Annotated in this window: 24 protein-coding genes; 17 read left to right on the top strand and 7 right to left on the bottom strand. The window is 64.3% G+C overall.

What is annotated here, in order from left to right; genetic code table 11:
- Positions 1-8: 8 nt before the first annotated feature.
- Positions 9-1,205, bottom strand: coding sequence for an aspartate aminotransferase family protein (locus tag ACO2Q9_RS17330; protein ID WP_423313047.1), 1,197 nt, complete (start codon positions 1,203-1,205; stop codon positions 9-11).
- Between the two features lie 252 nt (positions 1,206-1,457).
- Here ACO2Q9_RS17330 and ACO2Q9_RS17325 point away from each other — a divergent pair, with 252 nt between their 5' ends.
- Entirely contained in the window at positions 1,458-1,754 is a 297-nt protein-coding gene (locus ACO2Q9_RS17325; protein ID WP_423313045.1) for a DUF3579 domain-containing protein, read from the top strand.
- Positions 1,755-1,846: 92 nt separating this feature from the next.
- Here ACO2Q9_RS17325 and rpsT read toward each other — a convergent pair whose 3' ends face one another.
- Positions 1,847-2,149: a 30S ribosomal protein S20 gene (rpsT, locus tag ACO2Q9_RS17320; RefSeq protein ID WP_423313043.1), complete on the bottom strand. Its 303-nt coding sequence runs from the start codon at positions 2,147-2,149 to the stop codon at positions 1,847-1,849.
- Positions 2,150-2,277: 128 nt separating this feature from the next.
- Between rpsT and murJ the strand changes: the two genes are divergently transcribed.
- The 10 genes from murJ (at position 2,278) to ACO2Q9_RS17270 (ending at position 13,347) form a co-directional block, all read left to right on the top strand.
- Positions 2,278-3,837, top strand: coding sequence for a murein biosynthesis integral membrane protein MurJ (gene murJ, locus ACO2Q9_RS17315; protein WP_423313041.1), 1,560 nt, complete (start codon positions 2,278-2,280; stop codon positions 3,835-3,837).
- Positions 3,838-3,964: 127 nt separating this feature from the next.
- Complete coding sequence (locus tag ACO2Q9_RS17310) at positions 3,965-4,816, top strand: SirB1 family protein (protein ID WP_423313039.1); 852 nt, start codon at positions 3,965-3,967, stop codon at positions 4,814-4,816.
- A gap of 59 nt (positions 4,817-4,875) precedes the next feature.
- A complete protein-coding gene (gene hda, locus ACO2Q9_RS17305; protein ID WP_423313037.1) occupies positions 4,876-5,550 on the top strand; it encodes a DnaA regulatory inactivator Hda in 675 nt (224 codons plus the stop codon).
- Between the two features lie 9 nt (positions 5,551-5,559).
- Positions 5,560-6,231, top strand: coding sequence for an HAD family hydrolase (locus ACO2Q9_RS17300; RefSeq protein ID WP_423313035.1), 672 nt, complete (start codon positions 5,560-5,562; stop codon positions 6,229-6,231).
- Positions 6,228-7,868, top strand: a complete 1,641-nt coding sequence (gene pcnB, locus ACO2Q9_RS17295) for a polynucleotide adenylyltransferase PcnB (RefSeq protein WP_423313033.1) — start codon at positions 6,228-6,230, stop codon at positions 7,866-7,868. The genes ACO2Q9_RS17300 and pcnB overlap by 4 nt, the downstream gene beginning before the upstream one ends.
- A 29-nt stretch (positions 7,869-7,897) precedes the next feature.
- Positions 7,898-8,362: a 2-amino-4-hydroxy-6-hydroxymethyldihydropteridine diphosphokinase gene (gene folK / locus ACO2Q9_RS17290; RefSeq protein ID WP_423313031.1), complete on the top strand. Its 465-nt coding sequence runs from the start codon at positions 7,898-7,900 to the stop codon at positions 8,360-8,362.
- A gap of 16 nt (positions 8,363-8,378) precedes the next feature.
- Positions 8,379-8,747 carry a DMT family protein gene (locus ACO2Q9_RS17285; protein WP_423313029.1) on the top strand — a complete coding sequence of 123 codons (369 nt, stop codon included), beginning with the start codon at positions 8,379-8,381 and terminating at the stop codon, positions 8,745-8,747.
- 102 nt (positions 8,748-8,849) lie between these two features.
- On the top strand, positions 8,850-9,494 hold the full coding sequence (locus ACO2Q9_RS17280; protein WP_423313027.1) for a DUF47 domain-containing protein: 645 nt from the start codon (positions 8,850-8,852) through the stop codon (positions 9,492-9,494).
- A gap of 5 nt (positions 9,495-9,499) precedes the next feature.
- Positions 9,500-10,537 (top strand): inorganic phosphate transporter, encoded by a 1,038-nt coding sequence (locus ACO2Q9_RS17275; protein ID WP_423313025.1) that lies wholly within the window; start codon positions 9,500-9,502, stop codon positions 10,535-10,537.
- A 197-nt stretch (positions 10,538-10,734) separates the two neighbouring features.
- Positions 10,735-13,347, top strand: a complete 2,613-nt coding sequence (locus tag ACO2Q9_RS17270; protein WP_423313023.1) for an autotransporter domain-containing protein — start codon at positions 10,735-10,737, stop codon at positions 13,345-13,347.
- 30 nt (positions 13,348-13,377) lie between these two features.
- Here the strand turns inward: ACO2Q9_RS17270 and ACO2Q9_RS17265 are convergent, their stop codons facing one another.
- Both ACO2Q9_RS17265 and ACO2Q9_RS17260 read right to left on the bottom strand, forming a co-directional pair.
- On the bottom strand, positions 13,378-13,827 hold the full coding sequence (locus tag ACO2Q9_RS17265) for an NINE protein (RefSeq protein WP_423313021.1): 450 nt from the start codon (positions 13,825-13,827) through the stop codon (positions 13,378-13,380).
- Between the two features lies 1 nt (position 13,828).
- Positions 13,829-14,362, bottom strand: a complete 534-nt coding sequence (locus ACO2Q9_RS17260; protein ID WP_423313019.1) for a GNAT family N-acetyltransferase — start codon at positions 14,360-14,362, stop codon at positions 13,829-13,831.
- 120 nt (positions 14,363-14,482) lie between these two features.
- On the opposite strand from ACO2Q9_RS17260, the gene rpsP reads away from it, so the two are divergent.
- The 6 genes from rpsP to ACO2Q9_RS17230 all read left to right on the top strand — a co-directional run bounded on the left by rpsP (position 14,483) and on the right by ACO2Q9_RS17230 (position 18,386).
- Positions 14,483-14,734 (top strand): 30S ribosomal protein S16, encoded by a 252-nt coding sequence (gene rpsP, locus ACO2Q9_RS17255; RefSeq protein ID WP_423313017.1) that lies wholly within the window; start codon positions 14,483-14,485, stop codon positions 14,732-14,734.
- 22 nt (positions 14,735-14,756) lie between these two features.
- Positions 14,757-15,320 (top strand): ribosome maturation factor RimM, encoded by a 564-nt coding sequence (gene rimM, locus ACO2Q9_RS17250; RefSeq protein ID WP_423313015.1) that lies wholly within the window; start codon positions 14,757-14,759, stop codon positions 15,318-15,320.
- 9 nt (positions 15,321-15,329) lie between these two features.
- Positions 15,330-16,076 carry a tRNA (guanosine(37)-N1)-methyltransferase TrmD gene (gene trmD, locus ACO2Q9_RS17245; RefSeq protein ID WP_423313014.1) on the top strand — a complete coding sequence of 249 codons (747 nt, stop codon included), beginning with the start codon at positions 15,330-15,332 and terminating at the stop codon, positions 16,074-16,076.
- A 121-nt stretch (positions 16,077-16,197) separates the two neighbouring features.
- The gene (rplS, locus tag ACO2Q9_RS17240; protein ID WP_423313013.1) at positions 16,198-16,581 is read left to right on the top strand and encodes a 50S ribosomal protein L19; all 384 of its coding nucleotides are present in this window, start codon (positions 16,198-16,200) and stop codon (positions 16,579-16,581) included.
- A gap of 77 nt (positions 16,582-16,658) precedes the next feature.
- A complete protein-coding gene (locus ACO2Q9_RS17235; protein ID WP_423313012.1) occupies positions 16,659-17,363 on the top strand; it encodes a CoA pyrophosphatase in 705 nt (234 codons plus the stop codon).
- Between the two features lie 21 nt (positions 17,364-17,384).
- Positions 17,385-18,386 (top strand): CobD/CbiB family protein, encoded by a 1,002-nt coding sequence (locus tag ACO2Q9_RS17230; protein WP_423313011.1) that lies wholly within the window; start codon positions 17,385-17,387, stop codon positions 18,384-18,386.
- A 14-nt stretch (positions 18,387-18,400) separates the two neighbouring features.
- On the opposite strand, the gene rsgA is transcribed toward ACO2Q9_RS17230, so the two are convergent.
- From rsgA to ACO2Q9_RS17215, 3 genes are read right to left on the bottom strand one after another with little or no spacing between them, the layout of a single operon-like run.
- The gene (gene rsgA / locus ACO2Q9_RS17225; RefSeq protein WP_423313010.1) at positions 18,401-19,330 is read right to left on the bottom strand and encodes a ribosome small subunit-dependent GTPase A; all 930 of its coding nucleotides are present in this window, start codon (positions 19,328-19,330) and stop codon (positions 18,401-18,403) included.
- A gap of 10 nt (positions 19,331-19,340) precedes the next feature.
- Complete coding sequence (locus ACO2Q9_RS17220) at positions 19,341-19,676, bottom strand: 4a-hydroxytetrahydrobiopterin dehydratase (protein WP_423313009.1); 336 nt, start codon at positions 19,674-19,676, stop codon at positions 19,341-19,343.
- Positions 19,673-20,956: a M48 family metallopeptidase gene (locus ACO2Q9_RS17215; protein ID WP_423313008.1), complete on the bottom strand. Its 1,284-nt coding sequence runs from the start codon at positions 20,954-20,956 to the stop codon at positions 19,673-19,675. Before ACO2Q9_RS17215 ends, ACO2Q9_RS17220 begins: the two co-directional genes overlap by 4 nt.
- Between the last annotated feature and the right edge of the window lies 1 nt (position 20,957).

Below are 20,957 nucleotides of genomic sequence, written 5' to 3'. Positions count from 1 at the left end.
CTGCCCTGTCATTCCGAAAGGAACTGCTTGATCAGCGGCACGAGGATGCCTGCCAGTTCGTCCGCGTCTGCCTGGCTGAAGATCAGCGAGGGCACGAGGCGGATGACACTGTCGGCCGTCACGCTCAGAAGCAGGCCGGCGTCGCAGGCGCGCTGGGTCAGCACACCGCAGGGCTTGGTGAGCTCGATGCCGATCATCAGGCCCTGGCCGCGCACTTCCTTCACGCCCGCCACGCCGGCGAGGTCCTTCTCGAGCTTCGCCTTGAGATAACCGCCGACCTTGGCAGCGTTCTCCAGCAGGCCTTCCTCTTCCATGATGCGGATGGTTTCCACGCCGGCACGCATGGCCAGCGGGTTGCCGCCGAACGTGGTGCCATGGTTGCCCGGCTGGAAGATGTCGGCGGCCTTGGGGCCCGCGACGACCGCGCCGATGGCAATGCCCGAGCCCAGCCCCTTGGCCAGCGGCATGACATCCGGCACGATGCCGGCCCACTGGTGGGCGAACCACTTGCCCGTGCGGCCCATGCCGCATTGCACTTCGTCGATCATGAGAAGCCAGTCGCGCTCGTCGCACAGCTTGCGCACCTGCTGCAGGTATTCGGCGCGCATCGGATTGACGCCGCCTTCACCCTGGATGGTCTCGAAGAAGACGGCGACCACGTCCTTGTCGCCGTCGGTGGCCTTCTTCAGGGCTTCGATGTCGTTGAGTGGAACGCGGATGAAGCCTTCCACCAGCGGGCCGAAGCCTTTTTGCACCTTCTCGTTGCCGGTGGCCGACAGGGTGGCGATGGAGCGGCCGTGGAAGGCCTTCTCGTACACCACGATCTTCGGGCGGTCGACGCCCTTGTCATGGCCGTACTTGCGCGCCAGCTTCAGCGCGGCTTCGTTGGCTTCGAGGCCGGTGCTGCAGAAGAACACATTGGTCATGCCCGAGAGCTCGACCAGCTTCTTCGCCAGCACCTCGGCGTTGGGCACGTGGTAGTAGTTGGAACTGTGGATGATCTTGCCGATCTGGTCCTGCAGCGCGGGCACCAGCTTTGGGTGGGCATGACCCAGCGTGTTGACGGCAATGCCGCCCAGCCCGTCCAGGTATTCCTTGCCGTTGGTGTCCCACACGCGCACACCTCGGCCATGCGACAGCGCGATCGGCAGCCGGCCGTAGGTGTTCATGGTGTGCGGCGAGGACGCCGGGACGTTTGCGGTCATGCTGAATCTCCAGACAATGCAGTGAAACTTGGAATTTCAGCGATGGCGAGGCCGCTTGACGGGTCTTGCCGGGCCGCTGAAACGTGATTTTAGGCTCAGAGTTTGCTAACCTTTTTTGACGATTCCGCATCACAGCGATGCATTGCAACGAATCGGGTCAAGTCTTATATAAGATAGAATACTTGTGCATCGCAGCATCCGGGAAGGCCGAGCCACAGGGATGCCGCGCAAATAGCGGATACTGCCCCATCGATGGTCTCTCCCAACCCCAATGAAGTCTTTATCCAGGGTGTCACCCAGGACGGGAAGACTTTCCGCCCGAGCGACTGGGCGGAGCGGCTGGCCGGCGTCATGTGCCAGTTCCGGCCGGGTGGCGCTCAGCCCGGCAGCCACCTGAGCTACTCACCCTGGTGCGTTCCCACCACGCTCGACGGCGTGAAGTGCGTCATCGTCAATCGCGAACTGCGCGAAGCCGAACCGATGGCCTGGGATTTCGTACTCAACTTCGCGCGCGACAACAACCTCAAGGTCGTCGAGCCGCAGAAATAAAAAACCGCCCGAAGGCGGTTTCTTGCTTTTTTTGCTGACAGCGCACCCGTTTCAAACGGCAGGCCCGAAGGCCTGGGCTGTTGCCTGAAGCGTCAGGCGGCGGCTTGCGCCAGGGCTTTCACCTTGGCGGACAGGCGGCTCTTGTCGCGAGCGGCCTTGTTCTTGTGGAAGATGCCCTTGTCGGCCACCGTGTCCACGATGCTTTGTGCCTTGGCGAACAGTTCGGAGGCCTTGGTCTTGTCGCCAGCGGCAACGGCCTTCTCGACGTTCTTGACGGCGGTGCGGTATTTGGAGCGCAGCGAGGAGTTCGCGGCGTTGAGTTTCACGTCCTGGCGGGCGCGTTTACGGCCCGACGCCAGGCGCGGGTTCTTTTTCTTGGGTTTGGCAGATGCCATGGTATTGATCCTTCGTGTCTGAGGATGATGTCAGCAAAGCCCACGATTATAGCAGCCACTCACTTTCCCGTGGGTTGTGCAGCGCCGGAACGGAAAAACGGCGTCGAGCGGGGGCTACACTGCAGGCCGTGTCGCTTTTCAAAGCCGCTTCCACTGTCTCCCTGCTGACCCTGGTGTCCCGCATCACCGGGCTGGTGCGCGAGCTGCTCATGGCTTCCACCTTCGGCGCCAGCGCGCTGACGGATGCCTTCAACGTCGCATTCCGCATTCCCAACCTGTTCCGCCGCTGGTTCGCGGAAGGGGCGTTCAGCCAGGCGTTCATCCCCGTGCTGGCCGCCACGCGGGAGCACGAGGGTGACGATGCCACCCGCGCGCTGGTCGCGCGCGTGACTACCGTGCTGGCCTGGGTGCTGGTGTTTGTCTGCGCCGTCGGTGTTGTCGCAGCGCCGCTGCTGGTCTGGGCCATGGCCAGCGGCCTGCCGCCGGAAGGCTTCGAATCTGCCGTGCTGATGACGCGATGGATGTTCCCGTACATCGGCTTCATGTCGCTGGTGGCCCTGTCATCGGGCGTGCTCAACACCTGGAAGCGCTTTGCGGTACCGGCGGCCACGCCCGTGCTGCTGAACGTGGCGATGATTGCTGCAGCCTGGCTGGGGGCTCCGTGGTTTGCATCGCATGGAGTCCAGCCGATCTACGCCATGGCCGCAGGGGTCATGGCCGGGGGCGTGCTGCAGCTGGCAGTCCAGGTTCCCGCATTGGCGCGGCTGGGCCTGCTGCCGAAAATCGGCGTGACCGTTTCCGCTGTCCGCGCTGCCTGGAATGACCCGGGCACGCGGCGCGTGGCAACCTTGATGCTCCCGGCCTTGCTGGGTGTCAGCGTCGCGCAGATATCGCTCCTCATCAATACGCAGATCGCCTCGCATCTGGAGGCGGGCAGCGTCAGCTGGCTGGGCTATGCGGACCGGCTGATGGAATTTCCCACGGCCATGCTGGGCGTGGCACTGGGTGTCGTGCTGATGCCGCAGCTTGCAAGCGCGCGCGCTTCCGGCGACGCGGACCGCTATTCCGGCATGCTCGACTGGGGGCTGAGGCTGGTGGTGCTGCTGGCCGTGCCTTCGGCTGTCGCGTTGCTGGTGTTCGCTCAGCCGCTGGTGGCGGTGCTGTATCACTACGGGGCGTTCACCGACCGCGATGTGCAGCAGACGACGGTGGCGCTCATGGGTTATGGCGTCGGTCTTGTCGGTCTGGTTGCCATCAAGGTGCTGGCACCGGGTTTTTACGCCGCGCAGGACATCCGCACGCCGGTGCGCATCGCCATCGTGGTGCTGGTGATCACGCAGCTGCTGAATTTCGCGCTGGTGCCGATGTTCCGCCACGCGGGTCTGGCGCTTTCCATCGGGATCGGCGCGCTCATCAATGCCGTCTGGCTGCTCGTCGGTCTGTTGCGGCGCGGCAGTTACAGGCCGTCGGCCGGCTGGCTGGTCTTCGGCTTGCAGGTGGTGGCGGCGTCTGCGCTGCTGGCGGTTTTCCTGATGTGGGCAACCGGCAGCCTGCAGTGGCTCGCACTGCAGGCGCAAGGCTGGAAGCGGCTGGGCATCTTTTTCCTGGTGCTGTGCGGCTCTGCACTCGTGTATTTCGGCGCGCTCTGGGCCGCAGGCCTCAAGCTGAGGCAGTTCGTCCGTCGCTGATGGCCAGGGCTTGCAGGGTCCGCCGGATGCCTGGAACTATCGTGTCGAGCACGCGGGGCCGGTCGGGCTGCGTGTGAGCATTGGCAAACGACGTTGACGCCCGTCGAACCGGTTGGTACAAAGCTCCATGCCGCTGAGCCTGCAATTGCCCACGCCGCTGGAATACTTCACCTCGCTGGTGCAGAGCGACGATCACTTCCCTTTGCTGGAAACCGTGGCCAGCCTCGCGCAGGACGAATACCCCGAACTCGACATCCAGCAGGTGCTGGGCGACGTGGACCAGCTTCTGGCCCGGCTCAAGCGTCGCCTGCCGGCCGATGCCGCGCCGCTGCAACGGCTGCGCATGCTCAACCAGTTCTTCTTCCGCGACCTGAGCTTCGGTGGCAACGTCAACGACTACTACGATCCGGACAACAGCTACCTGAACGCTGTGCTGCGTACCCGGCGGGGCATTCCCATCTCTCTGGCCGTGCTGTGGATCGAACTGGCGACGGGCCTGGGCCTGCATGCGCGAGGCGTGAGTTTTCCCGGGCATTTCATGGTCAAGGTGAACCTGCCGAAAGGCCAGGTGGTCATCGACCCGTTCACGGGGCAATCGCTCAGCCGCGAGGAGCTGTCCGAACGGCTGGAGCCCTACAAGCGTCGCAATGGGCTGGTGGACGAGTTCGACGTGCCGCTCGGCCTGTACCTGCAGGCCGCGACGCCCCGCGAAATCGTCGCACGCATGCTGCGCAACCTGAAGGAAATCCACCGCGCGCAGGAAGACTGGGGCCGGCTGGTGGCGGTGCAGGACCGCCTGATCGCGCTGCTGCCCGAAGCCTGGGGCGAGTTCCGCGACCGCGGGCTGGCCCACGCTTCGCAAGGCCACGATGCGCAGGCCGTGGTCGATCTGGAAACCTATCTCGTGCATGCCGAAGACGCGCTGGACATTGATGCCATCGCGGACCGCGTGGCGGAGCTGCGCCGCGCCCGCAACTGACCGGCGCACCGGGCCCGATAGAATTTCGCCATCCGCAACGTTCCCGCGGAACGCTTGATGTGAAGCAGATCGCCCTCGATATCGGTTTGTCCAGCGGACCCACGCTGGCCAATTTTTTCGCAGGCCCCAACGAGGCGGCCTTGCGTCACCTTCAACTATGGGCCGGCAATGCCACGCGTTCGCCGGTGCCGACCTATCTCTGGGGCATGCCTGCCAGCGGAAAGAGCCACCTGCTCAAGGCGGTGCGCGAAGTCCTGCGCGAGCAGGGCGGCCAGATCGGTTGGATGGATGCGTCGATGCCCGAGCCGCCCGCATTCTCGGAACACTGGGCCGCGGTACTGATGGACGACGTGCACCTCTACACGGCTACGCAGCAGCATGCGGCCTTCAACTGGTTCGTGAACGCGCAGACGCATCACCGCTGGGTGCTGTCGGCGGGCGTCGCGCCACCGGCAGACCTCAAGCTGCGCGAAGACCTGCGCACGCGCCTTGGCTGGGGGCACGTCTTCCAGCTTCAGGTGCTGAGCGAACCCGAGCGGCGCGCCGTGCTGCGCCAGCATGCCGACGATCGCGGTGTCTTCCTGAGCGACGACGTCATGAGCTTCATGCTGACGCGCTTCTCTCGCGATCTGGGAAGCCTGGTCGCGCTGCTCGAGCAACTCGACGGCTATGCGCTGCAGACCAAGCGCGCGATCACCGTGCCGCTGATCAAGTCCATGCTCGAAAACGAGTGAACCCTTTCGATGAACCTGACCCTGTTCGACCTCGACCACACGCTGCTTCCGATCGATTCGGACTATTCGTGGGGCGTCTTCACCACGCAGATCGGCTGGACCGACCCGGTCCTCTTCGCCCAGCGCAACGACGAGTTCTTCGCGCACTACAAGGCCGGCACGCTGGACATCCACGACTACGTCCGTTTTGCCACCGACGCGGTACGACGGCGCGGCCCGGAGGCGGCCGCGAAGGCGCACGCAGAGTTCATGCGCACCATGGTGCAACCCAGCATGGTGGAGGAGGCGGTGTCCCTCGTTCGCCGTCATCAGGACGCGGGTGACGAGGTGCTGATCGTCACCGCCACCAACGAATTCGTCACCCGGCCCATCGCCGAAGCCTTCGGCGTGCGCGAACTGCTGGCGGTGGAGCTCGAGCGCGGCGCCGATGGATGGATCACCGGTGAAATCCGTGGAATTCCGTCGGCCCGCGAGGGCAAGGTGGCGCGCATGGAACAATGGCTGTCTGCGCGCGGCCTCGGATGGGGCGACGTGAACAGCACTTTCTATACCGATTCCATCAATGACCTCATGCTTCTGGAGCGTGTGAACCATCCGGTGGCGACCAACCCTGACGACCGCCTTCGCAGCCTGGCGCGCGAACGCGGCTGGCGCATACTGGACCTGTTTGCCAAGCAATGATCAAGAAACTCATCGACAAATTACTCGGCAAGGGCGATGGCCCGGCCTCGCGCAAGCAGCGCTTCGGCAAGCGTGAGGAAGTGCCGCAGAGCGTGCACGGCATCAATGCCGCGCTGGTGGACGAGCGTGCCCTCAACGTGGTGCGCACACTGCAGCAGGCGGGCTTCGAGGCTTACATCGTCGGCGGCGCGGTGCGCGACCTGCTGCTGGGCCTGCGTCCCAAGGATTTCGATGTCGCGACCAGTGCAACGCCCGAACAGGTCAAGGGCCTGTTCCGCCGGGCCTTCATCATCGGCCGGCGCTTCCGCATCGTGCATGTGGTCTACGGACGCGGGCGAGAACACGAAGTGATCGAGGTGTCGACCTTCCGGGCGCACATGGACAGCGCGCTGGCCGGGCAGGTGACGGGGAACGAGAAGAGCAGCAAGAACGAGCTTGCGGGCATGACTCACGCCGTCGATGCCTCGGGCCGCGTGTTGCGCGACAACGTCTGGGGCCCGCAGGACGAAGATGCCGCGCGCCGTGACTTCACCATCAATGCGATGTACTACGACCCCGAGACACAGGTGGTGGTGGACTACCACGGCGGCATCAAGGACTCCAACAAACGCGTGCTGCGAATGATCGGCGACCCGGCCACGCGCTACCGCGAAGACCCGGTGCGAATCATCCGCGCCGTGCGTTTTGCAGCCAAGCTGAATGCGCTCGGCTTCAAATTCGACGCGAAAACGGCAGCGCCGCTGGTCAAGTCGCAGTCGCTGCTGGCCGATGTGCCGCAAAGCCGGCTGTTCGACGAAATGCTCAAGCTGCTGCAGACCGGCCATGCGCTGGCGACCATTGCCCAACTCAGGCACCTGGGTCTGGAGCGCGGCATCTATCCGCTGCTCGATCTCGTCGTGGAGCGCGCGGACCAGCCGTTCGTGCAGGCCGCGCTGCAGGACACGGACCGCCGCGTCGGCGAGGGCAAGCCGGTCGCGCCGAGTTTCCTGCTGGCGTGCGTGCTCTGGGGCGACGTGCGCGAAGGCTGGGCGCAGCGCCTCAAGCGCCAGCACCCGTTCCCTGCGCTGCAGGACGCGATCGACGACGTGTTCAACGCACGCATCGGTGATGTGTCCGGCCGCGGCAAGCTCGCAGCCGATATGCGCGAGATCTGGATGATGCAGCCGCGATTCGACAAGCGCTCGGGCCAGACGCCGTGGAGCCTGGTCGAACAGCCCCGTTTTCGCGCTGGCTTCGACTTCATGCGCCTGCGCGCCGATGTGGGCGAAATCGACGAAGCGCTGGCCGAGTGGTGGCAGGAGTTCAGTACGGCCGACGAGTCGCGTCGCCAGGACTTGCTGGACCAGGCCCGCGAGGAACAGAAGAGCCAGACGCCGAAGAAGCCGCGCTCGGGGCCGGTTCGCGTGCGTGCACAAGCGGTCGGTGACGCACAGGGCGGTCCTGTCGATGCTGCGCCAGTCACGGACGCCACCGAGAGCGATGCAGAGCAGCCTTCCGTCGAGGAAGGTGCAGCCGACGCGCCGCGCAAGAAGCGCCGCCGCCGCCGCTCGGGCGCGCGAAAGAGTGCCGGCGAAGGTGCCGGCGAAGGCGGCCAGGGCGGGGGCTCATCCGGCGCATCGGCGTCTTCCGAAGACTGAGGCGCGGCTTGCCGCAGGTTCCGGCTCCCTTGTCGACGCCTGTACCGGCCTGGGTGGCATTGGGCGCCAATCTGGGCGACGCCGAAGACACCGTACGGCGTGCGCTGCGGGCGCTCGACGAATTGCCGCACACGTGGCTCGCTGCCAAGTCATCGCTGTACCGCACGGCGCCTGTCGACGCGACCGGGCCGGACTTCATCAATGCGGTGGCGGAAATCCGAACACGGCTCGAGCCGATGGAATTGCTTGCCGCGTTGCAGGCCATCGAACTTGCCGAAGGCCGGGAACGACCGTGGCGCAACGCGCCGCGCACGCTCGACCTGGATCTGCTGCTGTACGCCGACCAGACCCTCGATACGCCCGTCCTGACGGTGCCTCATCCGCGCATGAACGAACGGGCTTTCGTGCTTGTGCCATTGGCGGAAGTCGCACCGCAGCGGGTCGACCCGGCGTCGCTCGCGGCCGTGGCGGGACAGCGCATCGAGAAACTCTGACCGGATAATTGCGGCCATGCAGATCCTCCAGTCCATTCCGCTGTCGGCCCAGACCATTCTCCTGCTCGTGGCGAGCAACGTGTTCATGACCTTCGCCTGGTATGGGCACCTGAAGAATCTGGCGACGGCTCCGTGGTATGCGGCGGCGCTGGTGAGCTGGGGTATCGCGCTGTTCGAATACCTGCTGCAGGTGCCGGCCAACCGGCTCGGCTTCCAGCAGGCCGGCTTCAGCCTGGGGCAACTCAAGATCATGCAGGAGGTGATCACGCTCGCCGTGTTCATGCCGTTTGCGGTGTTTTACATGAACGAGCCGCTCAAGCTCGACTATCTCTGGGCTGCGCTGTGCATGGTCGGTGCGGTGTACTTCATCTTCCGGAGCGCCTGAGCGTCCCGGCGGCCCTGACCACGACGCAAAGGGCGGGCGGTTAAACTCCCGCCTGTCATCAAATTGACACGTTACTGTCACATTCCCTGCTGAGGAGCCGCCATGTTTGGCAAGCTGCTGCCACGCGAAGGCAACTTTTTCGAGATGTTCAACCAGCACGCCGATCGCATCGTCGAAGCGGCGCGCGCCTTCTCCCAGCTGGTGAACAACTACAACGACCCGCACCTGCGCGACAAGTACAACCAGGACGTGGATAACGCCGAGCGTGCGGCAGACCGTGTGACGCATGACGTCAACCGCGCGATCCACAAGACCTTCATCACGCCCATCGATCGTGAGCAGATCCACGGGCTCATCAACACCATGGACGATGTGGCCGACCTGATCCAGGATTCGGCAGAAACCATGGCGCTGTACGACGTGCGCACCATGACGCCGGAGATCGCCCGCCTGACCGACCTGAGCCTGCGTTGCTGCGAGCGCGTGCGTGACGCGGTGAACCTGCTGCCCAAGATCGCCGATCCGGCCACGGCCGAAGCGGCCCTCAAGACCTGCGAGGAAATCGACAAGCTCGAGAGTGACGCCGACCGCGTGATGCGCGCAGCCATGAGCAAGCTGTTCCGCGAAGAACCGGACGTGCGGGAAGTCATCAAGCTCAAGGCGATCTACGAGCTGCTCGAAACCATCACCGACAAGTGCGAGGATGTGGCGAATCAGATCGAGGGCATCGTCCTCGAGAATTCCTGATCGCCATGGAGTACTTGCCGCCCGCCCTGTGGGTCGTGCTGATGCTGGTCGTGCTGGCATTGGTGTTCGACTTCATGAACGGTTTTCATGACGCAGCGAACTCCATTGCGACAGTGGTGTCCACCGGGGTGCTCAAGCCCCTGCATGCCGTCGTTTTCGCCGCGACATTCAACTTCGTCGCCCTGTTCGTCTTCCACCTGAGTGTGGCTGCCACCATCGGAAAGGGCATCGCGATGCCCGGCGTCGTGGACATGCACGTGGTGTTCGGCGCGCTGGTCGGCGCGATCACTTGGAACCTCGTCACCTGGTACTACGGCATTCCCAGCAGTTCGTCGCATGCGCTCATCGGCGGCATCGTGGGCGCGGTCATTGCCAAGGCGGGTTCGGGCGCGCTCATCACTGCGGGCATCCTCAAGACCGTGGCGTTCATCTTCGTTTCGCCGTTCCTCGGCTTCCTGCTCGGCTCGCTGATGATGGTCATCGTGGCCTGGGTCTTCCGGCGTGCGACGCCGAGCCGTGTGGACCGCTGGTTCCGCCGTCTGCAACTGGTTTCCGCCGGTGCGTACAGCCTGGGGCACGGCGGCAACGATGCGCAGAAGACGGCCGGCATCATCTGGCTGCTGCTCATCGCCGCCACCAGCTCGCAGGTACAGGGGCTGCCGACGTGGATGCAGGCAACCACGGAGCATCTGCCGGGCTGGGTCGTGATCGCCTGCTACATCACCATCGGTCTGGGCACGATGTTCGGTGGCTGGCGCATTGTCAAGACCATGGGCCAGAAAATCACCAAGCTCAAACCGGTCGGTGGCTTCTGCGCCGAGACGGGTGGTGCGATGACGCTGTTCCTTGCGACCTTTCTCGGAATCCCGGTGTCCACGACGCACACCATCACGGGTGCGATCGTCGGTGTGGGTTCCACGCAGCGCGCGAGCGCGGTGCGCTGGGGCGTGGCCGGCAACATCATCTGGGCGTGGATTCTCACCATCCCCGCGAGCGCATTCGTTGCAGCGCTCGCTTACTGGATCAGTCTGCAGATTTTCTGAGATCGACACGCGGCACATTTGTCGCGTGCGAGCCGCGTTTGACAATGCTTAACCTTTCAGGGCGGAGCATTTGACAATGTTTTGACAGTCGCTTCTTACGCTGGTTTCCAGTTCAACTGGAACAGGGGAAGAGAATGTCGAGCAACTGTCAGTTTGCGCTGAGGGCGCTGGTCCGCAGTCTGGCTGCGGCCTCATGCATGACGATCCCGCTGTCATCCATGGCAGCGGATTTCCATTGGGCACGGATCTCTCCGGGCCAGGCCTGGACAGTGCCGGGCGCATGGCTTGAAGGCGCAGTTCCCGGGATTTCCGATCGTGCAGTTTTCGGAAGCCTCGTTCCGGCCGTGCCGCTGGCAAACGGCATCATCGCGTCCGGAACAACCCACCTCCACATCGGTTCCGTGCTGGTGCTCGACGGCAGCACTGCAACAATGGTGAATACCAATCACGGACAGGCCCCGATTCATGTCCATGGTGTGGGCGGCATTGGTGCGGAGACCAACAAGAATGGAATAGTGAACTTTTTCTACCATTCTTATTGGGAGGACGATCTGGTGATGCGCGCGAACAATCCGGCCGGTGGCGGGTGGCGCATCATCCTGAGACTGGCCTCGACCGGGACCCCAAGCGGTATCGACATCGGCTCGCACACGATCACATTCGATCCTGTCAATGCAGCCAACTCCATCGAATTCATGGCGTCAACCACCGTCATCAATGGCACCGGCAACGTCGTGAAGACCGGCTTCGGGAATCTATTCCTTGCAGGGATCAATACCTATTCAGGGACCACGAATATCCTGCAGGGAACCATGCAACTCAGCGGTTCCGGCTCGATCGCGTCTTCCAGCGCGGTGAACGTGGATGGCACGCTCGATATTTCGCTCACCAACACTGGTGCGGCCGTCAATGCCCTGACGGGGGCGGGGCGTGTCGTCCTGGGTGCGCGCACGCTGCGACTGATGACGGGCGGCAACGTGTTCGCAGGAAACATCGAAGGCACTGGGGGATTGCAGGTCAACGGCGATACATGGCTGAACGGGACCAGCACCTATTCCGGCGGGACGTCCCTGCTCAATGGCCAATTGAGCCTGGGTGTAGCGAGCGCACTCGGTACCGGGGCGCTGGCGATGGCCGACGGAACGACGCTTCACGTCGAAGGGCTGAACCTTGCCAACGATCTCGTCTTCAGCGGACCGGGCAGTGCAATCGTTGACAGCGGTGCTGCGGGAACCGTCCTGTCAGGCGCGTTGAGTGGCAGCGGCGGTATGGAAAAAATCGGAGCAGGAGCGCTCACGTTGGCGGGATCGGGCAACTACACCGGCGCGACGTCCGTGACGTCGGGCTCGCTGGTAGCCGCCGCACCTTCTGTCTTCAGCGCCGGTTCCGCATATTCCATCGCCAGTGGCGCTCTGCTCGATCTCGCGGGGCACGCGCAGTCGATCGCTTCGCTCCAGAACGGCGGCGTTGTCAGCCTGCGGGGCAGTGTGCCGGGCACCGTCCTGACCGTGACAGGTCCGTATGTCGGTGTCGGCGGTGTGTTGCGGCTTTCGTCCGTGCTCGGGGACAGCAGCAGCCCGAGCGATCGGCTCCTGCTCGACGGTCCCACGGCCGTTGCCAGTGGCCAGACATCGATCGAGGTGGCCTATGCAGGCGGGCTGGGGGCGCCGACGACAGGAGACGGCATCCAGCTGGTCGGCCTGCTCAATGGTGCGAGCTATGGCAGCGGCGCATTCAGCCTCGCGGGAGGCAGCGTCCAGGCTGGCGCGTTCACGTACACGCTCAACAGCACCGGCTCCGGTGTCTACCTGAGCTCAAGCGCCTTGGTGAACGGCGTTGCGGTTCCGAACTACCGGCCCGAAATTGCGCTCCACGCATCGTTGCCGCAGCAGATGCGGCATGGCGCGATGACGATGCTCGGCAATCTGCATCAGCGAATGGGTGATTCCCGCATGGCCCCGGAGACCGCCGAGCTGGGCGTGGGGATGCGCCATGCCTGGGGGCGGTTGATATCCAATGAAACGCAGGCAAACCAGGCGGGCGACGTGTCGCCGGAAAGCAGCGCACGCCTCAACGGCTTTCAGGCGGGTACGGACTTGTTTGCCGGCAAGGGTTGGCGCGCGGGCGTCTACGTCGGGCAGCTCGAAGGCAAGGCTGACGTCAGCGGATTCGTGAACGGGTCGCCGGGCGCCGCTGGAACGAGCAGGCATCGGTCGAGGTATCTGGGCGCCTATGGCACCTACCTTGCGGGGCAGGGGACATACGCCGATGTCGTGGTCCAGACCGGTGAACACGACATCGATGCTCAGGCGGCCGGTGGCTCGCTGATCCGCATGCGTGGCAACAGCCTCCTGGCTTCACTGGAGGCTGGTCATCCCATCGTGCTCCCTGCGGGGTGGACGCTCGAGCCCCAGATCCAGTTGATCTACCGGCGCCAACACCTTGACGATGCTGACATCGCAGCCGCAACCATCCGGTACGACAACAGCCACGGCTGGACGACGCGTACTGGGCTGCGTATGAAAGGGCGCATGACGACCGGCGCCGGTGTCCTGCAGCCCTATGGCCGGATCAACCTCTACCGCACCACGGGTGGGGCGGATGCGTTGCACGTCGACACACCGGCGGCGAGCACCCGGATTTCATCCGCAGCGAGTGGCAGTTGGGGCGAGGCCGCCCTGGGCTTTGCGCTCGATATCAACCCCATCTGGAGTGCGTACGGCGAGATCGGCCGGCTGTTCGACACGGGTGGCGGCATGCGCGTGGACAGCAGGCCCAATGCGGCGGTCGGCTTTCGAGCCCGGTGGTAGTACTGGCGGGACTACTGGGAAGATTACCGACTACTGGCTGATCTTGCGTGCCTCGTCGATCTGGTATTCGAAGTACCGCTGGAAGCTGAAGGCCAGGCTGGCCATCAGCACGCCGGTACCCAGCAGCACCGACAGGACCAGTGCACAGATGGTGAACCAGTTGGTCTGTCCGGGGCGGGCTCCGGCTTCGACCTGGGGGTTGAATCTGGCGTTCCATTTCTCCGGGGTCATCAGGCCATAGACGATGGCCGTGAGCGCGCAGGCGGCGATGTTGAAGCCCAGAAGCGGGATCAGCAACCAGCTCAGCTTGTCGTCCAGGCCGAACTGCTGCACGCGTTCCATGCCATACAGACCCAGAGCGGTGGGAATCGGCATCAGCCAGCCCAGCCAGTCGCCGGTGCCGCGCAGATAGAAACGGTGCAGTCCGAGCGGACCACCGAAAAGTGCCAGCCAGGCGGTCAGGGTCTTGTTCTTGGGCATGTCAGGTATCGGCTCCCGTCGGGGCCGCCTGGTCGCCGACGCCCAGTGCCTTGTCCATCAGGACCACATCCAGCCAGCGGTCGAACTTCCATCCGCAGGACTTGAGCACGCCCACCGGCGCGAAACCCAGCGCTCGATGCACCCCGATGGAGCCGGCATTGCCGGAATCGCCGATGACGGCAATCAGCCTGCGCACGCCGGCGCGCTCGGCGCTGGCGCAAAGTTCGGTCAGCAGGGCGCGTCCGAGGCCCTTGCCGCGGATGTCGTTGGCCATGTAGATCGAGTCTTCCGCGGAAAACCGGTAAGCCGGACGCGGCTTGAACCAGTTGCAGTAGGCATACCCCAGCACCGTACCGCCATCCTCGGCCACAAGCCAGGGCAGACCCTTGGACAGCACATCGGCGCGACGCGCGGCCATGTCGGTTTCGCCGGGCGGGTCGATCTCGAAGGTTCCAGTCCCGTTCAGGACATGGTGGGCATAGATGGCCGTGATTGCGGGCAGGTCGGCGTCCTGGCTGGGGCGGATGATGGGCATGAATGGACCGGTGTCGGGCAAAAAGCTATAATTCGCGGTTCTCCAGCGTGTCGCTGGCCGGGTGGCCAAGTCGCGTGTCTCAAACGCCGGGGAAAATCACCACCACCCGAAGGATAAATCATGGTCGTCATTCGACTCTCCCGCGGCGGCGCCAAGGCCCGTCCGTTCTTCAACATCGTCGTGTCCGACAAGCGTGAGCGCCGTGACGGCCGCTTCATCGAGCGCCTGGGTTTCTACAACCCGATCGCCAAGGACACCGAGGAAGGCCTGCGCATCGCCCAGGACCGTCTCACGTACTGGAAGAGCGTCGGCGCGCAGGCTTCGCCCACCGTCGAGCGCCTGCTCAAGCAAGCCACCAGGAAGGCCGCCTGATTCCAGGCCGCCCGAAAGCCTGATGACGCCCGGCCTCGAAGCCGCCGAACTTCCGGCGGACGCCATCGAAGTCGGGCGCATCGGAGATGCCTGGGGCATCAAGGGGTGGTTCCGTATCATCCCTTACAGCGCCGCACCAGAGGCGCTTTTTTCTTCCAAGCGCTGGTTCCTCCAGCCCGCCGAACGGGGCGCCAAGGCGTTCACCGGCACGGTGAAACTGCCCATCCGCGAAGCGAAGGAACATTCGGACAGCGTGGTTGCCAGCGCCCACGGCGTGGACGATCGCAATGCCGCCGAATTGCTCAAGGGCGCGCGCATTTTCATTCCCCGCTCCAGTTTTCCGACTGCGGCTGACGATGAGTACTACTGGGTCGATCTCATCGGCCTGCGCGTGGTCAACCGGGAATCGGTCGAGCTCGGCGTCGTGCGAGACCTGCTCTCCACCGGCCCGCAGACGGTGCTGGTGGCGGCTTACGAGCACGAAGGCAAGACGCTCGAACGGATGATTCCCTTCGTTTCGGCATTCATCGACAAGGTCGATCTGCCTGGCCGCTGCATCACCGTGGACTGGCAGCCCGACTACTGACGCCGCGTCATGCGATTTGACGTCATTACGCTGCTTCCCGAACTTTTCGAACCGTTCCTCAGAACGGGCGTTACGCGCCGTGCCTACGAAACCGCGCTGGTGGACGTACGGACTTGGAATCCACGGGACTTCGCCGATGGCAACTACCGCCGTGTCGACGACCGGCCCTTCGGCGGCGGTCCGGGCATGGTGATGCTGGCGCAGCCGCTGGCCCTTTGCATCGCCGCCATCCGTGCCGAGCGGAAGGACGCCGCCCCGGTCGTGCTGTTTTCGCCGATCGGGCGACCGCTGGATCACGGACAGGTGAGTGAATGGTCGGCCAGCAGCGGGGCCATCCTCATCTGCGGCCGTTATGAAGGCATCGACCAGCGCTTCATCGACAGCTACGTGGACCGGCAGGTCAGCTTGGGCGATTTCGTGCTCTCGGGTGGCGAGATCGCTGCCATGGCGCTGCTGGATGCCGTGGCGCGCCTGCAACCCGGTGTCCTGAACGACCAGGGCAGTCATGCCCAGGACAGCTTCAATCCCGAGCTGGACGGCCTGCTGGATTGTCCGCACTACACCCGGCCGGAAACCTGGGAGGGCCGGGGTGTGCCGCCTGAACTCCTCTCCGGTCACCATGTCCAGATCGACCGTTGGCGCCGCGACCAGCGTCTGGCCGTCACCGCCCGCCACCGGCCGGATTTGATCGCCGCAGCGCGCGCTGCCGGCCGCCTGAGCGCCCAGGACGAGTCAGTCTTGGCCCGGCTCGCGTAACTTGTTATAATCAAAGGCTTTTCGATCCTCTGCCCGGCCGCGGCACGGATGCATTTCACCTGAATGCGATCCAGCCCAAGCCGCCTTTTGTGTAGCGCGGGCATGATCATTTGAGGAAAACATGAACCTGATCCAGACCCTCGAACAGGAAGAAATCGCCCGTCTGGGCAAGAAGATTCCTGAGTTCTCCCCCGGCGACACGGTCATCGTGAGCGTGAACGTGGTGGAAGGCACCCGCAAGCGTGTGCAGGCCTATGAAGGCGTGGTGATTGCCAAGCGCAATCGCGGCCTGAACAGCGGCTTCACCGTCCGCAAGATTTCCAGCGGCGAAGGCGTGGAGCGTACGTTCCAGACCTACAGCCCGCTGATCGCCGGCATCGAAGTCAAGCGCCGTGGCGACGTGCGTCGCGCCAAGCTGTACTACCTGCGTGAACGCAGCGGCAAGTCGGCACGTATCAAGGAAAAGCTCACCCTCAAGGCTGCGCCTGCGGCCGCTGCAGAGTAAGCAGACCCTCGCGCTTCGCTGCGCAGCAGGCCGCCACAGCTCATGCTCTGGCGGCCTTTCTCATTCTGGCTGTCCTGATGACGAAGAAGATCGTCCCGTTTTCGCAGATTCCCGGTTTTGACCCGTACGAGGCACCCGTGCTCCGGGTCGACGCGCACCTGCCGCCCGTGCCGGCGTTGCGCCTGACCACGGACGGTCTGCGGGAGCGGTTTGCCGCCCACGAACGGGTCTGGACGCCAGAGGTTTCCAATGAACCGCTGTTCACCGACCGCAAGCCGGCGGCCGCGGCCGTTCTCATCCCCCTGGTGATGCGCGAGCGGCTCACCGTGCTGTTGACCCAGCGCACTGCACATCTTTCCAATCACTCCGGCCAGATCGCCTTCCCGGGTGGTCGCACCGACGACACGGACGTCGATGCCGCAGCGACTGCGCTGCGCGAAGCGGATGAAGAGGTGGGACTGCCTCCCTCGTTCGCTGAAGTCATCGGCACGCTGCCGACCTACACCACCGGCACGGCGTTCGTCATCACGCCCGTGGTTGCGCTCGTTCAGCCTGGGTTCGAGCTCAAGCCCAATGCGCACGAGGTGGCCGACGCTTTCGAAGTGCCGCTGGACTTCCTGATGAACCCGGCCAACCACCGCAGACATGCCATCGACTGGGACGGCATTCACCGGGAGTGGTTGTCGATGCCCTACATGGACGTCGAAGCCCGCAAGGAGCGCTTCATCTGGGGCGCAACGGCCGGAATGCTGCGCAACTTCTACCGCTTCCTTTCGGCCTGAAGCCGCCGCTATGATGCCCGCATGAGTTTTTTCGCGATCCTGTTCGCCCTGTTGCTGGAGCAAGTGCGTCCCCTCGCGCGGGACAATCCGGTTCATGCCGGCTTGCGGGTCTGGACGCGCTGGGCCAGCCGCAATTTCGACGCAGGCAAATCGCACCACGGCTGGGTCGCCTGGTCGCTGGCGGTGGCCCTGCCCGCGCTGGTGGCGCTGGGCGTGCATTGGCTGCTGGCACTCACCATCGGTTGGCCGTTTGCGGTGCTCTGGAGCGTGGCCATCCTGTATGTCACGCTCGGCTTCAGGCAATTCAGCCATCACTTCACGGGCATCCGTGATGCGCTCGAAGAGGGTGACGAAGACAAGGCGCGTGAACTGCTCGCGCAATGGCAACAGGTGGACGCGAGCGAGTTGCCGCGCAGCGAAATCGTCCGCCATGTCATCGAGTACTCCGTGCTCGCTGCACATCGCCATGTATTTGGCGTGCTCTGTTGGTTCTCCATCCTTGCCGCACTGGGTCTGGGGCCTGCCGGCGCCGTGCTCTACCGCATGGCCGAATTCGTGGCGCGCTACTGGCGTCGTCGAAGCACGGCACAGGCGCAACCCGTCAGTCCCGCGCTGGAGCGGGCGGCGGCTGCAGCCTGGACGGTGGTGGACTGGTTTCCCGCACGCGTGACGGCGCTTGGTTTTGCCGTGGTGGGCAGTTTCGAGGATGCGATCGACGGCTGGCGCAACCACGCGCAACGCTTTCCCAATGACAACGACGGCGTGATCCTGGCGGCTACCGCTGGCGCCATCAACGTGCGGCTTGGGGGCCGGGGCCTGCAACCCGCTTTCCTGCCCCATAGTTCGCAGGGGTTCCAGGCTGCTGCGGGCGTTGCTGCCGAGCCTGCACCGGGGGGCAGCAGCACGCCCGGGCGGGAGCCTGAGACGGCGCACCTGGCGCAGATCGTCGGCCTGGTGTGGCGGACGGTGGTGATGTGGATGGTGCTGCTCGCGCTGCTCACGCTGGCGCGGTTGCTTGGCTGAGCTGCCCGGAACGTTCAGTAATTCGGCGGCTGCGAAAGCTCCGTGAACAACTCGCGATAGATCCGGTACCGGTTGCCGGTGATCGTTCCCTTGGGGCTGACCGCTTCGATCACGCCACATCCCGGCTCGTGCATGTGCGTGCAGTTGTAGAAGCGGCAATCGCTCGCATGCGCCCGGATGTCGGGCATGCAGGCCGGCAATTGGGTGGGCTGCACGTGATTCAGGCCGAATTCCTGGAATCCCGGGGAATCGATCAGCGCGGTGCGAGCGGCGCGATCCACCCAGTACCACGTGGTCGACGTCGTCGTGTGCTTGCCCGAATTCAGGGCCTGCGAAATCTCGCCTGTCTGCGCCGAGGCACCCGGAACAAGAAGATTGATCAGCGTGCTTTTCCCCGCTCCGGAAGGGCCGAGGACCAAAGTCGTCTTTCCTTGCAGCAGTCCGCGCAGCGTTGCTGCATCCTCCGCGCCTGCAGCACGCAATGAGAGCGGCAACATCCGATAGCCCATGTCGCGATATGCCGACAAGCGTCCCCAGGCGCGCGCAAACGGCTCCGGCAAGTCACGCTTGTTGAGGCCGATGACAGGCGTGATGCCTTCAGCTTCCGCGGCGATCAATGCCCGTGCAAGCTGGCTTTCCGAGAACTCGGGCTCGGCCGCGATCAGGATCAGCACGAAGTCCAGATTGGCCGCGAACGATTTGGTGCGGATTTCGTCCTGGCGGTAGAACAGGTTGCGCCGTGGCTGCACGCGTTCGATGGTCCCTTCGTCCTGCGAGGCCTGCCAGAGCACGCGATCCCCCACGACGGACTGGCTTTTCTTTCCGCGTGGATGGCAGATGCGCCGGGTTCCATCATCAGACTCGACAACGCAGTGCCGGCCGTGGCTGGCGACCACCAGGCCGTCCTGCGGTCCGGAAGTTGTTGCGGCAGCGGTCTTGCTCAACGCGCCAGTCTCAGGCCACGAGCGCGTCGGCCTGCGTCGCGCATTCGAAGTCGGTTTCGGAAATGCCGTTCACGTCGTGCGTGTTGAAACGCACCACGCAGCGGTTGTAGTGGACCGACAGGTCGGGGTGATGGTCCTGCGCGTTGGCGACAAAGGCAAGCGCGTTCACGAACGAGATGGTCTCGTAGTAGTTCGCGAACGAGTATGTCTTCTCGATGGCGACGTTTTCGCCGTCGCCGTCGAGCTTCCAGCCCTCCAGGCGCGCCAGGCGCGACACGATCTCGGTGGGGGTGAGGGCGCGGCGCGGCGTGGTCGACCAGTCGCGCTTCTTGAGCATGGACGTCATGCGGGAACTCCTGAAGCCATCCGTGCGAGGCGTTCGGAGGCGGGTGGGTGGGAATAGTAGAACTTCACGAACACCGGGTCGGGCGTCAGTGTGGAAGCATTGTCTTCGTAGAGCTTGAGCAATGCGGAGGACAGGTCTGCGCCGCTCGTCTGCGAGATGGCATACGCGTCGGCCTCGAACTCGTGCTTGCGCGAGAGTTGCGCGAACAACGGGGAAATGAACACGGTGAACACCGGCACGGCCAGCAGGAAAAGCAGCAGGGCCAGCGCATCGTTCGGCGCACCGTCCTGCAGGTTCGGTGTGACGCCCAGGCCTGTGTAGAACCAGCTTTGCGTGGACAGCCAGCCCAGCAGCGCAAAGCCAGCCAGACTCATCGCGAAGAGGCCCGCCAGCATCTTGCGGATGTGGTTGTGGCGGAAATGGCCGAGCTCATGGGCGAGCACGGCGTCCACTTCACCGGGCGACAGGCGTGCGAGCAGCGTGTCGTAGAACACGACGCGCTTGGACGCTCCGAAGCCGGTGAAGTAGGCATTGGAATGCGCGCTGCGCCGGCTGCCGTCCATCACGAAAAGTCCGCGCGCCTTGAAGCCGCAGCGCTGCATGAGACTGGTGACGCGTTCACGCGTTGCATCGTCTTCGAGTGGCTGGAACTTGTTGAACAGCGGCGCAATGAATGTCGGGTAGATCAGCTGGGCCAGCAGGTTGAAGCCCATCCACACGCCCCACGCCCACAACCACCAGAGCGAGCCGGCCGCGCCCATGAGCCAGAGGATCAGCGCCGCGAGCGGCAAGCCGATGGCCGCGCCCAGCACGACGGACTTCACCAGATCGCTGAACCACAGCTTCGGCGTGATCTTGTTGAAGCCGAAGCGTTCTTCGATCACGAAGGTCTGGTAGAGCGAGAAGGGCAGCTCAAGCAGGCTCCCGATCAGCACGAAGCCTGCGAGCAGCGCGAGTTGTTGAGCCATGCCACCACCGATCCATTGCATCAGGGCCTGGTTGAGCCAGTCGAGCCCGCCGAGCAATGTCCAGCCGAGCAGCACTGCAGCACCGAACGCCATCTCGAGCAGGCCGAAGCGTGCTTTTGTGACGGTGTAGTCGGCGGCTTTGCGATGCGCCTGCGTCGTGATGGTTTGTGCGAACGCGGCAGGCACCGTATCGCGATGGCGCGCCACGTGACGGATCTGGCGTGAGGCGAGCCAGAACCTGAGCGCAAGGCCCAGCACGAGGGCCAGGGCGAACGCACCGGTGAGGCTCAGTGAAGCGAGGGAGGCGGACATG

The organism is Variovorax sp. VNK109 (genome assembly GCF_049445855.1).
In the GTDB taxonomy this organism is placed as follows: Bacteria; Pseudomonadota; Gammaproteobacteria; order Burkholderiales; family Burkholderiaceae_C; genus JAGOCV01.
This window is presented reverse-complemented; position numbering and strand designations above follow the sequence as displayed.

Excerpts from the sequence above, each read along its gene's own strand:
- ACO2Q9_RS17265 (WP_423313021.1), bottom strand. The coding sequence starts at position 13,827 with ATGCCCAAGAACAAGACCCTGACCGCCTGGCTGGCACTTTTCGGTGGT.
- pcnB (WP_423313033.1), top strand. The coding sequence starts at position 6,228 with ATGATCAAGAAACTCATCGACAAATTACTCGGCAAGGGCGATGGCCCG.
- rimM (WP_423313015.1), top strand. The coding sequence starts at position 14,757 with ATGACGCCCGGCCTCGAAGCCGCCGAACTTCCGGCGGACGCCATCGAA.
- ACO2Q9_RS17235 (WP_423313012.1), top strand. The coding sequence starts at position 16,659 with ATGACGAAGAAGATCGTCCCGTTTTCGCAGATTCCCGGTTTTGACCCG.
- ACO2Q9_RS17215 (WP_423313008.1), bottom strand. The coding sequence starts at position 20,956 with ATGTCCGCCTCCCTCGCTTCACTGAGCCTCACCGGTGCGTTCGCCCTG.
- ACO2Q9_RS17325 (WP_423313045.1), top strand. The coding sequence starts at position 1,458 with ATGGTCTCTCCCAACCCCAATGAAGTCTTTATCCAGGGTGTCACCCAG.
- ACO2Q9_RS17285 (WP_423313029.1), top strand. The coding sequence starts at position 8,379 with ATGCAGATCCTCCAGTCCATTCCGCTGTCGGCCCAGACCATTCTCCTG.
- ACO2Q9_RS17230 (WP_423313011.1), top strand. The coding sequence starts at position 17,385 with ATGAGTTTTTTCGCGATCCTGTTCGCCCTGTTGCTGGAGCAAGTGCGT.
- ACO2Q9_RS17330 (WP_423313047.1), bottom strand. The coding sequence starts at position 1,205 with ATGACCGCAAACGTCCCGGCGTCCTCGCCGCACACCATGAACACCTAC.
- ACO2Q9_RS17260 (WP_423313019.1), bottom strand. The coding sequence starts at position 14,362 with ATGCCCATCATCCGCCCCAGCCAGGACGCCGACCTGCCCGCAATCACG.
- ACO2Q9_RS17310 (WP_423313039.1), top strand. The coding sequence starts at position 3,965 with ATGCCGCTGAGCCTGCAATTGCCCACGCCGCTGGAATACTTCACCTCG.
- ACO2Q9_RS17220 (WP_423313009.1), bottom strand. The coding sequence starts at position 19,676 with ATGACGTCCATGCTCAAGAAGCGCGACTGGTCGACCACGCCGCGCCGC.
- ACO2Q9_RS17300 (WP_423313035.1), top strand. The coding sequence starts at position 5,560 with ATGAACCTGACCCTGTTCGACCTCGACCACACGCTGCTTCCGATCGAT.
- rplS (WP_423313013.1), top strand. The coding sequence starts at position 16,198 with ATGAACCTGATCCAGACCCTCGAACAGGAAGAAATCGCCCGTCTGGGC.
- ACO2Q9_RS17280 (WP_423313027.1), top strand. The coding sequence starts at position 8,850 with ATGTTTGGCAAGCTGCTGCCACGCGAAGGCAACTTTTTCGAGATGTTC.
- trmD (WP_423313014.1), top strand. The coding sequence starts at position 15,330 with ATGCGATTTGACGTCATTACGCTGCTTCCCGAACTTTTCGAACCGTTC.
- rpsP (WP_423313017.1), top strand. The coding sequence starts at position 14,483 with ATGGTCGTCATTCGACTCTCCCGCGGCGGCGCCAAGGCCCGTCCGTTC.
- ACO2Q9_RS17270 (WP_423313023.1), top strand. The coding sequence starts at position 10,735 with ATGACGATCCCGCTGTCATCCATGGCAGCGGATTTCCATTGGGCACGG.
- ACO2Q9_RS17275 (WP_423313025.1), top strand. The coding sequence starts at position 9,500 with ATGGAGTACTTGCCGCCCGCCCTGTGGGTCGTGCTGATGCTGGTCGTG.
- rpsT (WP_423313043.1), bottom strand. The coding sequence starts at position 2,149 with ATGGCATCTGCCAAACCCAAGAAAAAGAACCCGCGCCTGGCGTCGGGC.